The following is a 12,903-nucleotide window of genomic DNA, read 5'->3' on the forward strand; positions in this document are numbered from 1 at the left end:
CTGGGCCACGCCTCAAAACGTGGCTATTCTGCCAGCGACGAAATCTTCGATGAGTTTCGGAATTCGGCTCAGACGATCTGCCGTGATTGCCTCCACGGATCGCCTGATCTTCGCGATCGGCAAGCCGTCTCGAGTCGCGACTTTCAACTGCACGAGGGCGGGTCGAGTTACCGGGTCGCCGATCCGGCTCACCAACATGCACTCGGCAGCCGCGATCTCGGATAGGGCGGCGCAGATCGCCTCGGCGATATCACGCGCCGCGATGTTATAGATCTTCCCGACATGCGATACCGGGTTCTTGCCCGCGGCCGCTTCAAGGCTCATTGGCCGACAGGGCGTAATCAAGCCATTGACCCTGTTGCCGCGGCCTACTTGGCCGTCATCCCCAGCCTCGGCTGAGGTCCCCGTGACGGTGAGATAAAGAGCGCCCTGGGACGCTCCATCGGCGGCATTGACGTCCACTTCGGACTCGGTGAATCCATGCTGTCGGGCAAGTTCCGCCACCAGCGTCCGGAGCTCGGATATCTCGCCAAAATAATCGTCACTGTGAGCGAGATAACGTCCGATCATGGCGCAAGCGACGGTCAGGCGAACTGACTTGCCTTGTCGAACACCCATCACCTTTACATCCTCGCCCCACGCGGGATGTACACGAATTCGGTCTCTTCCGTTGATGTGCCGTTCTACCTCGAGCACTAGACTTTCAAGGGCGCTCATCGGCGCATAGCCAACGCCAATCGAAGTATCATTGGCCAACGGAGCTTCGGACATACGCGAAAACAGCTCCTGCAGATCCTGTGAACCGGGTCGAGTCAGCACGTGGAATCGGACGTCGCGGTCCGCATCGAGGGCGTGCAGGCTGGATTTCAGCCAAGACCGGGATCCCTCGACCGCTATCTCTTCGACCGGAATCTTTCCCCCGCCGATTTCAGTTGCGGCCCTGCCCGCCAGATAGATGTTTATCGGGCTGGTGAGTGAGCCACCCCCGAAAGCGGGCATGGAGCGACCGCCCACCAGAAGCGCCTTGTCCACGTTGTGGTGAAGGATGCGACCGAAGCGTCGAGAATACTCCAGGGACAGATTGCGCGAGAATGTTTCAGCAAGGGCATCGCAGATGGTGTCCGGGTGCCCCAGTCCCTTACGCTCGACGACTTCGACCGGGTCATCGGGAACGTCGTATGCCGTCAGCACCAGCCGTAGGTTTGACGAGGCTTCAGGGAGCGACATGTCTGTGCGTCCGACTACGAGCGACTGGTCATGACGGCTTGCCTTCACCGGACTGGCCGCTCAATCGGGCAAGGACGTGATCCAGCCGCGGCAGGAATCCCGGGACTTTCTTCAAGTACGCGCGATAGGTGTCGCCGAATTCGGCAACCGCTTCGCGCTCCTCAGCCCGCGCCAGCCTCACATACATGACGACCAGCACCGGGAACATCGCCAGCGTCAGCAGCGTCGGCCACTGGACGAGGAAGCCGAGCATCACCAGGATGAAGCCGGCATATTGCGGGTGACGGACATAGCTGTACGGCCCGCTGGTCGCGAGAGAGCGGCCCTGCTGCGCGTCGTAGAGAATCCGCCATGCGGCCGCGATCAGCCAGAACCCTCCGCCGATGAGCAGGAAGCTCAGCAGATGGAACGGCCCGAAGTGTGGATTGACCCGCCAGCCGAACATCATTTCCAGCAGGTGCCCGGCATCGTGCGAGAACCAGTCGATCCCCGGATAGCGGGACTGCAGCCAGCCCGACAGCAAGTAGATGGTGAGCGGAAAGCCATACATCTCCGCGAACAGCGCGACCAGGAAGGCGCTGAACGCGCCGAACGAGCGCCAGTCACGGGTCGTCGTCGGCTTGAAGAAGCTGTAGGCGAACAGGATGAAGACGGCAGAATTGACGATGACCAGGCTCCAGAGGCCATAGGCTTGTGTGTCGGCGCTCATGACGGATTCCTTTCGCCGGAGTGGTTGCGGGGACCGCTGTGCCCGCCATGTCCATGGCCTCCATGGCCGTGTCCTCTATGCATGAAGAAGTGCATGAAGACGCAGCCGAGCGGCAGCAGATAGAACAGCGCGCCAAGCACATGCGCGCGGTGCTCGGTGAAGAGCAGGAACCCGCCGATCGCAAGGAAGCCAAGCAGGACGAGGCCTGCCCGGGACGTCAGAAAGGAGCCTTGCGGTTGGTCGTGGTCAGTATGGTCATGCATTGACATGTTGGTCTCCTATTCGACGACGAGGCGGCCGCGGAACATGCCCATGGGACATGAGAATCCGAACTCGCCTGGTTCCTCGGGCATCAGCTCGACGGCGACGGTTTCACCCGTCGGCAGATCGGCGCTTTTCTGGAAATCGGGGAAGATCACCTTGTCCGAGCAGGAGGCCGTCTCCTCACGGCGGAAATTCAGCCGAACCGGGCGGCCGCTGCGGACGACGATCGTGTCGGGCGTGTAGCCGCCCTTCACCAGGATCATCGCCTCCTGGTAGCCGCCGCTCGTTTCCGCGGCGCGGACGCCCTTCGAGCGCTTGAGCCAGAAGAACCAGATGATGAACGCGACCAGGCCGATTCCGGCGACGGTCACTATCCAGCGGTCGGGTGTCATGAGCCTGTCCTCCTCGGCTGAAAGAAACGCAAACGATTGGCATTGGTGACGACGGTCACCGAACTGAACGCCATGGCGGCGGCTGCGATGAGGGGAGAGAGCAGAAGCCCGATGAATGGATAGAGCACGCCCGTCGCAACCGGGATGCCCAGCGCATTGTAGCCGAAGGCCCCGACGAGGTTCTGCCGGACGTTGCGCATCGTCGCCCGGCTGATCTCGATCGCCGTGACGACGCCCATCAGGCTGCCCCGGATAAGCGTCACGTCGCTCGCTTCGATAGCGACGTCGGTTCCGGTGCCGATGGCGAAGCCAACATCGGCCTGTGCGAGCGCCGGCGCGTCGTTGACACCGTCGCCGACCATGCCGACCGACTTGCCTTCGAGCTGCAGCTTCTGCACCTCGTGCGCCTTGTCGTCCGGAAGGACTTCCGCCAGCACGCGGTCGATGCCGACTTCGCGCGCGATCGCCAGACCCGTGGGTTCGTTGTCGCCGGTCAGCATGACGACCTCGATGCCGAGTCCTTTCAGGATTTCGATCGCCCCCCTGGAGTCCGGCTTGACGGTGTCGGCGACCGCGATCAGCCCGGCCGCCTGCCCGTCGACCGCAACATACATCGGCGTCTTGCCCTCGCTGGCGAGGCGCTCCCATTGCGGCAGCAGCACGTCTGCAGGAACACCCCGGTCGCGCAGGAGCTTGGCGTTGCCAAACAGCACGTCATGGCCGTCGATTCGACCACTGACACCGTGGCCCGGGATGGCTGCAAAACCTTCAGCGTCGACCAGCTCGATCTTCCGCGCCTCGGCGCCCTTGACGATGGCCGAGGCCAGCGGATGCTCGGAGCCACGCTCCAGGGAAGCGGTGAGCCGCAGCACGGCGGTCTCTTCGTGGCCTGGCGTGACGACGACATCGGTCAGCGCCGGCTCGCCCTTGGTGATCGTCCCCGTCTTGTCGAGGATGATCGCGTCGAGTTTTTCGGCCGCCTGCAGCGCGTCGCCGGAGCGGATCAGGATTCCGTTTTCCGCTCCCTTGCCGATGCCGACCGTGAGCGACGTCGGAGTGGCAAGGCCGAGCGCGCAAGGACATGCGATGATCAGCGTGGTGACCAGGATGACCGTGGCATAGATCAGCCGCGGTTCAGGCCCGAAATCGTACCAGACCACCGCCGCGAGGATCGCGACGATCATGACCGCTGGCACGAAGTAGCCCGACACGGTATCCACGACGCGCTGGATCGGGGCCTTAGACCCCTGCGCGTCCTTCACCATGCGGATGATGCTGGCGAGCGCGGTGTCCTTGCCGACCTTGGTCGCGGTGAAGCGGAAGCCGCCTGTCTTGTTGAGCGTGCCGCCAATAACCTCGTCGCCGGCCTGCTTCTCGACCGGCATGGATTCGCCCGTGATCATGGACTCGTCGACAGCGCTCGATCCGGCAGTCACTTGGCCATCGACCGGAACCTTTTCGCCGGGACGGACGATCACCATGTCGCTGACCAGCACTTCCTCGACGGGAAGGTCGATTTCCTTGCCGTCGCGCACGACTCTCGCCGTCTTCGCCTGCAGCCCGATCAGCTTCTTGATCGCCTGAGAGGTCCGGCCCTTGGCCTTGATCTCCAGGGCCAGACCCAGCACGACGAGCGCGACGACGACATCGGTCACGTCCCAGAAGACTTCAGCGAGCGCTATATCGGGAAAGATTCCTGGCCACGCGACCGCCACGACCGAGTAGAGGAACGCCGCCGTGATGCCGATCGAGATCAGCGTGTGCATATTGGCCGCGCGGTGCTTTAGCGCGTCCCACATGCCGACAAAGAATTGCGATCCGGACCACATCAGAACGGGCAGGCTCAGCACACCAAGCAGCGCCCAAACGACCCGGCGCGTATCGCTGCCCATTGGCATCCAATCGCGCAGCCCCGGAATGAGATCGGGGTAGCTGAGCGCCATCACGGGGAGGGATATGACGGCGGCGAGCCACAACCTCCGCATCAGGCTGCGGTATTCCTGCTCGTTCGCCGCCTCGGCCGGGTCCAGCGTCTCGCCCGTTAGTCTCACCTTCGGCTCGGCGACCTTATAGCCGGAGGATTCGATCGACCTCCTCAGTTCCTGGAAATCGGTCCGTTCCGGCTGGTACTCTATGTCGACCGCATTGGGCGCCAGGCTGGCGCGCGCGGCGATCACGCCCGGAGTCATGTCCAGCGCCAGTTCGACACCTATGGCGCACGAGGTGCAATGCATGTTCTTGATGGGAATGCGCATGGTCGCCGTGCCGGCGGCGTAGCCGACCGAGCGGATGGCACGCAGGATGTCTGCGACCTTCGCTTGGCCCGGGTCATAGTCGACCTTCGCCGTCTGTGTGGCGAGGTTCACCGAGGCGGCCCGGACCCCTTTGACCGCTCGAATGGCCTTCTCGACCGCTGGCGGGCAGTGGGCGCAGGTCATCCCCCCGATGCGGAGGGTGAGCGACTCCACGTCCAAGCCACCAGACCGTTGGTCAGGGATTGCAGCTTCTGTCCGCACATTCATGGGTTTTCTCCTCGAAACACGTTCGCGACCGGAGCCAGCGTGGGCCCAGCACAGAGGGCGGCCTGGGTCGGCGAGCGTGAGATTTGCCCGCCGAGCAGGTCGTCAGAGAACGGAACGAGGAGGCCGAAAGGCTTCGTCAGGCTTGGTCAGCGCCAAGCCTGCTTGGTCGAGGAACGCCGGAGCATAAGGCTCCGGTACTAGGCCGATGTCCGAAGCGGTCGCAAGAATTGCAGCGGAACAAGCGAAACAATGGCCACCGGCGCACAGACCGCAATTGGCGTGGGCTGCGGCATCACAGCCTGAATCATCCGGAGCGGATGCGGAAGGAACGGTCGTCGTCCAGGACACCCGATCTGCTTCGCAGTCGGCGATGGATGGAACCATCTTGGCTGACGAAATACCTTGTGACGCACCGAACTCGTGCGCCTGCGCGTGGCCCGGGGGTGTTAACAACAGGAAAAGAGCAAGCCCGAAGGCAAGCTTGATCACATCCAAGGTACCGGTTGCGGTCCGATGGTCCTGCTGCCAAATCTGACAAGATCGTCCAAGCACAGCACGACGTCCAAGCTCTCACCTCGTGGCATGATCGCCTGTTCGACCCCAATGCACTTTGACCTGCGTCAAATCCAAATCGAACTCGGCTGCAGCGAAACCTTCAGGCAAACCCGCGCACTCCAGTTGTGCGGCAAAAGTGGTGGAGAGATGCGCGGAAAGCGGCACTCATGTCGAAGAAGCACTACACGTCGTTCAGCCAGCCGCCGGTGAAGCCGGCACGGCGCAACCCGGCTACGATGTACGGACAGCCTCTCATCAAGCGCCAAACCTGGTCGCTCAAGTGGTTTTCGATCATCAGCACGATGGGGCCCTGGTTGATGCCAAAGTGCCAGGGAGACACCCAGAAGCCGTAGGGATTGCTCGGCTCTCCAGGATGAGTGGGGTTGAAGGCGGCCTTGAAGCCGTATCTGTTGAACTCTTTCAGCTTCGCTTGATGGATGCAGAAGTCGAGCGCCTCCAGGACAATCTCCGGAGCGAACGGCAATGAAGCGGCGACCGCCCAAGGCGCGAGCGTGCCGTCATCCGGTCCATAGGGAACGCCACGCCCGACATAGTCGTAGAACTCGCGGACGATGCCATTGAGCCTGAGAGTAGCCGGACCTGGCCCCTCGCTCGCGGTGATGCCCCAGCAGCACTCTCGGTAGCCCTCGAACTTGCGCGGGTTCATGATGGCATAGCATTGCTGGAGGTAGGTTGCCCGCCGGCTGTTCTGGAAATAGTCGATGCCCTTTTCCCGCATGAAGGCATCCCGGATTCCGCGAAAGTCGATCCAGACATGCGACAGCTGATGCGTGAACAGCGGCCCGGCATAGAGGTATTCGTGGCCGTAGCAGCTTTCCCAGCGGTAGGTCGACGTCCAGGCGGCGTAGCTGCTCTCGGGAAGAGGAAAGGTCGGTGAGCCGAGCGCCAGAACGTAAAGCAGAAGGGCCTCGTCATAGCCCTCCCAGCGGTATTTGATGAACCCGTTTTCGGGGGTCCAGCCGTGAGTCGCTGTCGCGCCCTGGTTCTGTGCCCATTGCCAGTCGGCACGGCGATAGAGAGCATCGGCAAGCGTGCGGATTTCCCGCTCCTCCGCTGCGTTCGCGCCAAAATAGGCGGCCGCTGTCAAACCGCCCGCCAACAACAGGGTGCTGTCGATCGTAGACAGCTCGCAGTGCCAAGCGCGGCGGCCGGTCTGCATGTCTAGAAAGTGATAGTAGAACCCGCGGTAGCCGGTGGCGTCAGCCTCGGGTCCGTGATTGCTCGTCCAGAAGAATCGCAGCGTGGCCAGCGTTCTTGCCACGGCTGCCTGGCGCGTCATGAACCCGCGCTCGACAGCGACGGGATAGCAGGCAAGAGCGAGTCCCGTCGCGGCGATGCTGGCCGGCCAATCGGCGGCGGTCTTGTCGCGAATGAGGCCATTAGCCGGATTCACCTCGCCCAGGAAGTAGTTGAAGGTTTCGCGCTGCAACAACAGCAGTTCTTCCGCGCGGACGCTCCGCTTCGCTTCCATGGCCTCACCTTTTCCTGGTCGTGCGGCCCGTCGCGGTGCGACGCGACGGTCCCTTCGACCTCACATAATGCCCATCGGCGCCAGCGCGAGCAGTTTGTCGGCCACGGCCTTTTGCGCGTCGCTCAATGTCGCGTAAAACGGTTCGATCGCCGATTTCAACTGGCGCAGTCCTTCGAGACGTCCGGACAGCATTTGCTCGGCCTGTTCGATCCTCTTCAGCGGCGTCATGGCGGCAGGGTCAGCGGACATCATCGCGCCGCCCATCCCGGCCATCGTCTGTTCGGCGAGCTTGGCATTGGCACGCATTGCTTCGGCCACGGCTTTCCATTGCGGTTGTTGTGCATCGGTCACCTTGAGCTCGGCCTGCAGGAACGCGATGCGCCCTTCGACGTGGCTCGGGGACATTATCAGTTCAGCCGGTCCGTTGCTGGCAGACATCATGCCCATCATCATCCGCATCATCTCGCCGGACATCATACCGCCTTGAGGCATCATTCCACCCTGGGACGTCATCCCGCCCTGAGGCATCATTCCGCCCTGCGGCATCATCCCACCCTGCGGCATCATTCCGCCCTGCGGCATCATCCCACCCTGAGGCATCATCCCGCCCTGCGGCATCATCCCGCCCTGCGGCATCATTCCGCCCTGCGGCATCATTCCGCCCTGCGGCATCATTCCGCCCTGCGGCATCATGCCCCCTTGGGGCATCATTTCACCCCGAGACATCATGCCCCCTTGGGGCATCATTTCACCCCGAGACATCATTCCGCACATCATTCCACCCTGGGGCATAATTCCGCCCTGGGGCATCATCCCACCTTGCGGCATCATCCCGCTCTGGGGCATCATCCTGCCTTGGGACGTCATTCCGCCTTGGCGCATCGTCGCGGCGCTATCGCCGGACAGCGGAGCGGGCGAATTGGCAGGCCCAGTTTCCGCAGTGGGATGATGGGAGGCCTCGGCGAAGGCTGCAGATGTGAAGAGAATGGCTGCGGCTAGGATGGACTTGCTTAGCGTTTTCATTGCTTGGTTCTCCTGGGTTTCGGGTTCAGCGTTCGTCCGCACCGGTTACCCGGCGCTTCCCGGCGTCGGCAGCGGCGCCTGGAATGTGATCCCGTTTGGCCCCTTGCCGACGACATACGACTGCAGGACCGACTGGTTCTTGACCGAGATCAGCGACACGGTTCCGTCGAGGATGTTGGTCACGAAGACGAAGGCGCTGTCATTGCTGACGGCAACGCCATGCGCGCCCAACCCGGTGCGGATCGTCTTGACCACCTTGCCGCTCGCGACGTTGATGACGGAGACCGTGTCGTTCGGCTTGGCCTCGGTCCCCTGGTTGGCGACAAAGATGAAGCGTCCGTCGGGCGTGGCGTGCACCTGGATCGGCGAGCGACCGACCTCGGTCCGCTCGATCTCCTGTCGGGCGGACGTATTGATCACTGCGACCTTGTTCTCATCCCGCAACGAAACATAGACGCGGCTGCCGTCGGGCGTGAACCCGACCTGTACGGGAGCTTGGCCGACTTTGATCCGCGCCACTTCGGTCAGCTTGACCGCATCGAGAACCGATACGGTTCCGTCCTTAACATTGGCGACGTAGATGAACCTACCGTCAGGGCTCATTCTGAGGCCGTGGGGATAGTCGCCGGTGGGGACCGTCGCGATGACTGCACCGTTTGTGAGATCGATCACGGAAACGATGTTGTGTTCGGAGTCCGTGACGAAGGCTCGATTGCCGTCGGGGTCAGCGATGACATGGGCCGGATGTGCGCCGGCAGGAATGGAAGCGATTGGCCCCGATGCTAGGTTAGCTGTGTCAAGGGCGATGAGCTTGCCCCCGGCATCCATGTCCATTTCACCCATGCCGCCTGTCTTGCTGTGATCATCGCTGTGGCCGCTCCCACCTTCACCGCCGGCGGGGCGCGGGGCCCCTACCGCGAGCAGTCTACCGGTAGCCGGGACGAACTGGACATTGTGCGGCGCGATGGCGACCGGAAAGGTTTCGACCTTCCCGGTTGAGAGGTCGATCCGGCTGATGGAGCCGTCCTCTTCGTCAGCAGTGTAGACGAAGCCTGAAGCCACGGGTTCGGCTGCTCCCGCAGGCTTGACGAGAACAGCGGCCGCGGCGACGGCAGTAGCTGTCATCAGGGCCAACAGCGTCGTGCGGCGGCTGATGCCAGAGCGGTTTTCGACCGCCGGAGCGACGGCATTGTTGCTGCGATAGTTTCTCACGGTCTTATCCTCGAAATCGGTCACGCGGTGTATTCGACGACGGTCATCATGCCGGTCGCCATGTGATACAGGTGGTGGCAGTGGAAGGCCCACGTCCCCGGGTTCGCGGCGTCGAACGCCACCGTCACCTCGCGCATCGGCGGCACCCAAACGGTATCGCGGACGGCTCCCGCGAAACGGCGGCCATCGATAGCAACCACCTGGAAGTGATGGCCGTGCAGATGCATGGGATGGCCCATCATGCTGGCGTTGCGCAGCGTCAGTTCGATGCGCTCCCCCTTCCGCGCCGGGATTGGCTGATGGTTGCCCCATGTCTTGCCGTTGAGCGTCCAGGAATAACCCTGCATCGTGCCGCCGATCTCGATGGGCTGATTCCGATCCGCGGGCGTCACCACCAAGGGCTTGGCGGCGATGAGGATGGACTCGAATCTTAAATCCAGCGCGGCCGTCGCCTGGTCGCCAACAGACGCGATGCGCTTTACCGCGCCGCCCCTGGTCGCCAGCACGAAACCAGTGCGCTCGACACCGCCTTCGCGCAGAGCCAGGACCGGCCATGCGGCGGCCTCGTCCGGAATGCGCAGCCGAATGTCGATGCGCTGGCCCATGGCGAGCGGAAAGCGGCGACCGCGCACTGGGGTGACGGGATTCCCGTCGACAGCGATTGCTTCGCCTTCGATTGACCCGGTGTCGATCCAGAATGCCGTGGCGGTCGCGCCGTTGATAAGGCGCAGCCGGACCGTTCCGTTCCGTTCGACTGCGAACACTTGCGGGTCGTCCAGCGTGCGGTCGTTCGCTAGGTAGGCGTCGTACTGGATATCGTTGACGTCCATCGGCATGACCATGCCTTGCCCGCCCGACATGCCTTGCATATCCATGCCCGACATGGAGTGTCCGGCCATGCCGCCGTTTCCCGTTGCGGGCGCGGATCCGGTCAGCCCGATCAGCAATTCTTCGGGGGTCTTGAAGCTGAAGTCGTGGAACAGCACCACCACTGGCTGCTCGTCGGCACCTTGCTCGGCCGGATCGCTGATGATGAGCGGCGCGGCAAGCAGTTGCTGTTCCTGCAGGGTATGCGCATGCATCCAGTGCGTCCCCGGCGTCGCGATGGGAAAGCTGTAGTCATAGGATTGGCCCGGCTGGAGCAACGGCTGCGGCAGATCCGGCACGCCGTCCTGTCCGAATGGCGGCGTCAGGCCATGCCAATGGATCAAGGTTGGCGCGTTGAGCGCGTTTTCGAGTCGGAGCCGGAAGCCATCGTCTGCCGACATGGTGAGCCCATGCGTGCCGTCGGACTGAACGAGACCGAAGACCTTGGCGGCGCGGCCGGCCACGTCGATGACGCGAGTTTCGGCTCGGATGATGCTGGAGGCGGCCGCTTGTGTCGCGCGGGAACTGATCAACGGCAGGACGACGCTCGCAGCGCCGGCAGCCGCGGTGGACGCCAGGAACTGGCGACGGGATATAGATTGCATAGCAAAGCTCTCATATTCGTGACTTGAGGCCGGATTAACGGCAGTGATGCGCACGAACGCGAGGGCTCGTGCGCTCAGGCGGTCACGATGAGCTTTGGAGGGCGCAGTCGAATCGGCACCTCACCTGGAGAGGACATAAAAGGCGGGGCGGTCGCGACCGGTTGGCTCCCCGAAACGCTTGTGAAGAGATGGCCGTCAACCGTAGCGCAGAAGGAGCAACTCGAAGTCGAGATGCAGCATGTTCCTTGATGGCTAGCCTTGCCGGCATCGTTGCACGGAGCCTGATGGCCATCACGTTGTTTCACTAGGAAGCCATGATTGTGCTCCACCGCCCACTGGGCACCATGCTGAGCCACGGTCGCGTTGGCATGACCGTAAACGACAGGGGCGAACGCCACCAGAAAGGCGAGGCAGACGGCAATCCACCGCGACCCGCCGAATTCCGACGAGCGCTTTGTCGAACGGTCCAGCCCTGATCGGGTGCTATTCCGATCCACAATTAAACCCTTCCACTGTGGCGACAACGCCATCTTGAAAATCATACCCCAGAGATCGGGACCAAAATTTGCTCTAGATCAAAGAATTCACGGCTCGGGAAAGAGCTCGGTGGTCTTCCCCATCGACCAGTAGGTTAGCAGACCGAGCCATTCGTGCGCGGCGAGATCGGCGGCTGCGAGGCCAGATGCGACGGATCCCGTCGGCCGCCAGAGGTCGGCCATGCCCCGTGTCCGAAAGTCCGCCGGGTAGGCGACGACAGGAAACCCTACGGCGCGGAAGCAAGCCATCGCTCGCGGCATGTGGTTCGCCGACGTGACCAACAACCAGAGTTCCCCAGGCTTCGGCTGGATGGCCGCCTTGCTCTCGACCGCGTTCTCGCAGGTCGTGCGCGATCGTTCTTCCATTTCGATGCGCTGGGCCGGCACGCCGAGCATCACGAGAATATCGCGAGCAACCTGCGATTCCGTTGTCCGGTTGCTGCTGATGATATGATTGGCGCCGCCCGAGAGGAATATACGAGCGTCCGGATATCGCCTGCTAAGATCCACGGCTTCGGTCAGCCGTTCTCCCGCCTCATTCATCGCCAGAGTCTGGCGATCGACGCTAACGTGGGTGTCGACGGCCCCGCCAAGCATGACAATGCCGGTCACCGGGCCGTTGATGACGGGTTTTGGAAAGCGGTTCTCCAATGCCATCAATGCGGCCGGACCCAAAGGAGCCCAGCCGCATATGGCCAGCAGCAGCGCCGAGCCGACGAGACTGGTTCGGCTGAGCTTCCGCCAGCCGAACGGAGCCGTGGCCACCCCGATCAATGCGAGGATGGCGATCAGGTTGGATGGAAGGAGAAATATCTCTATCAGCTTGGAGACGATGAAGGACATCAGGCGCCAACCTTGAGTCCAGGCGAGAGGAGTCTGCGCACCGCGATGACAGTGAAGCACCCAACCGCTCGCTGGCACCCCGCCGTCAAGTTGCTCCATTGGCTGACGGTGGCTGCTCTGGCCTGGCAGGTTGTCGTCGCCCTCGGCCCTATGAAGGGGCCGGGCGTGATAGCTATGACCTGGCTGCCCACACACATCTCCATCGGCGTCACCCTATTCTGCATCCTTGTTCTGCGGCTGGTGGTTCGTGCTGTCACCAAGGCTCCCGACCGGCAAGCGCATTGGCTTGTGCGATCGGCGGCCGCTTCGGTTCATGCCTGCTTGTACGGCCTCATTCTTTCCGTCGTGATAACGGGCTGGCTCGCTTACCGCCCGATGCCCCTGATGCCTCCGACACGCCTTTTCGGATTCCTTTCGGTACCCCGCCCGCCGAACGTCGCGGGTCTGACCGCCAAAGATTTCATCGCGATCCATGACACTCTGTTCTGGATACTTGTCGCGTTTATCGGCCTGCACGTCCTGGCCGCGCTGATCCACTCGGTACTGTTCCGCGATGGGGTTATGAAAGGAATGCTTTTCGGACGCTGACCTCCCTCGGCACCGAGGACCGATGCTTCTGATCGTGTCATTAGGCCTGCAGCGCAGCTTCGCGCGGA

12 protein-coding genes are annotated in these 12,903 nt (G+C 62.6%); 1 reads left to right on the forward strand and 11 read right to left on the reverse strand.

Going from position 1 to position 12,903, the window contains the following annotated elements; all coding sequences use genetic code 11:
* Positions 1–12: 12 nt before the first annotated feature.
* The 11 genes from P9272_RS08510 to P9272_RS08560 form a co-directional block, all read right to left on the reverse strand.
* Positions 13–1,227: a methionine adenosyltransferase gene (locus tag P9272_RS08510; protein ID WP_278160167.1), complete on the reverse strand. Its 1,215-nt coding sequence runs from the start codon at positions 1,225–1,227 to the stop codon at positions 13–15.
* A 28-nt stretch (positions 1,228–1,255) separates the two neighbouring features.
* Positions 1,256–1,936 carry an isoprenylcysteine carboxylmethyltransferase family protein gene (locus P9272_RS08515; protein ID WP_278160168.1) on the reverse strand — a complete coding sequence of 227 codons (681 nt, stop codon included), beginning with the start codon at positions 1,934–1,936 and terminating at the stop codon, positions 1,256–1,258.
* Positions 1,933–2,205 (reverse strand): DUF2933 domain-containing protein, encoded by a 273-nt coding sequence (locus P9272_RS08520; protein WP_278160169.1) that lies wholly within the window; start codon positions 2,203–2,205, stop codon positions 1,933–1,935. The genes P9272_RS08515 and P9272_RS08520 overlap by 4 nt, the downstream gene beginning before the upstream one ends.
* A 9-nt stretch (positions 2,206–2,214) precedes the next feature.
* Complete coding sequence (locus tag P9272_RS08525; RefSeq protein WP_128256639.1) at positions 2,215–2,592, reverse strand: cupredoxin domain-containing protein; 378 nt, start codon at positions 2,590–2,592, stop codon at positions 2,215–2,217.
* Entirely contained in the window at positions 2,589–5,114 is a 2,526-nt protein-coding gene (locus tag P9272_RS08530; protein WP_278160170.1) for a copper-translocating P-type ATPase, read from the reverse strand. The genes P9272_RS08525 and P9272_RS08530 overlap by 4 nt, the downstream gene beginning before the upstream one ends.
* 102 nt (positions 5,115–5,216) lie before the next feature.
* Positions 5,217–5,609 carry a hypothetical protein gene (locus tag P9272_RS08535; protein WP_128256641.1) on the reverse strand — a complete coding sequence of 131 codons (393 nt, stop codon included), beginning with the start codon at positions 5,607–5,609 and terminating at the stop codon, positions 5,217–5,219.
* 241 nt (positions 5,610–5,850) lie between these two features.
* Positions 5,851–7,161: a glucoamylase family protein gene (locus P9272_RS08540; RefSeq protein ID WP_278160171.1), complete on the reverse strand. Its 1,311-nt coding sequence runs from the start codon at positions 7,159–7,161 to the stop codon at positions 5,851–5,853.
* Between the two features lie 60 nt (positions 7,162–7,221).
* Complete coding sequence (locus P9272_RS08545) at positions 7,222–8,184, reverse strand: Spy/CpxP family protein refolding chaperone (protein WP_278160172.1); 963 nt, start codon at positions 8,182–8,184, stop codon at positions 7,222–7,224.
* 45 nt (positions 8,185–8,229) lie between these two features.
* Positions 8,230–9,420: a cytochrome D1 domain-containing protein gene (locus P9272_RS08550; RefSeq protein WP_278160173.1), complete on the reverse strand. Its 1,191-nt coding sequence runs from the start codon at positions 9,418–9,420 to the stop codon at positions 8,230–8,232.
* On the reverse strand, positions 9,417–10,922 hold the full coding sequence (locus P9272_RS08555; protein WP_347404042.1) for a multicopper oxidase domain-containing protein: 1,506 nt from the start codon (positions 10,920–10,922) through the stop codon (positions 9,417–9,419). The genes P9272_RS08550 and P9272_RS08555 overlap by 4 nt, the downstream gene beginning before the upstream one ends.
* A gap of 530 nt (positions 10,923–11,452) precedes the next feature.
* The gene (locus P9272_RS08560; protein WP_278160174.1) at positions 11,453–12,247 is read right to left on the reverse strand and encodes a YdcF family protein; all 795 of its coding nucleotides are present in this window, start codon (positions 12,245–12,247) and stop codon (positions 11,453–11,455) included.
* Positions 12,248–12,292: 45 nt separating this feature from the next.
* Here P9272_RS08560 and P9272_RS08565 point away from each other — a divergent pair, with 45 nt between their 5' ends.
* Positions 12,293–12,835 (forward strand): cytochrome b/b6 domain-containing protein, encoded by a 543-nt coding sequence (locus tag P9272_RS08565; RefSeq protein ID WP_278160175.1) that lies wholly within the window; start codon positions 12,293–12,295, stop codon positions 12,833–12,835.
* Positions 12,836–12,903 lie beyond the last annotated feature (68 nt).

Source organism: Mesorhizobium sp. WSM4976, from assembly GCF_029625685.1.
GTDB lineage: Bacteria > Pseudomonadota > Alphaproteobacteria > Rhizobiales > Rhizobiaceae > Mesorhizobium.

Excerpts from the sequence above, each read along its gene's own strand:
- P9272_RS08515 (WP_278160168.1), bottom strand. The coding sequence starts at position 1,936 with ATGAGCGCCGACACACAAGCCTATGGCCTCTGGAGCCTGGTCATCGTC.
- P9272_RS08560 (WP_278160174.1), bottom strand. The coding sequence starts at position 12,247 with ATGTCCTTCATCGTCTCCAAGCTGATAGAGATATTTCTCCTTCCATCC.
- P9272_RS08540 (WP_278160171.1), bottom strand. The coding sequence starts at position 7,161 with ATGGAAGCGAAGCGGAGCGTCCGCGCGGAAGAACTGCTGTTGTTGCAG.
- P9272_RS08545 (WP_278160172.1), bottom strand. The coding sequence starts at position 8,184 with ATGAAAACGCTAAGCAAGTCCATCCTAGCCGCAGCCATTCTCTTCACA.
- P9272_RS08525 (WP_128256639.1), bottom strand. The coding sequence starts at position 2,592 with ATGACACCCGACCGCTGGATAGTGACCGTCGCCGGAATCGGCCTGGTC.
- P9272_RS08565 (WP_278160175.1), top strand. The coding sequence starts at position 12,293 with ATGACAGTGAAGCACCCAACCGCTCGCTGGCACCCCGCCGTCAAGTTG.
- P9272_RS08530 (WP_278160170.1), bottom strand. The coding sequence starts at position 5,114 with ATGAATGTGCGGACAGAAGCTGCAATCCCTGACCAACGGTCTGGTGGC.
- P9272_RS08520 (WP_278160169.1), bottom strand. The coding sequence starts at position 2,205 with ATGTCAATGCATGACCATACTGACCACGACCAACCGCAAGGCTCCTTT.
- P9272_RS08510 (WP_278160167.1), bottom strand. The coding sequence starts at position 1,227 with ATGTCGCTCCCTGAAGCCTCGTCAAACCTACGGCTGGTGCTGACGGCA.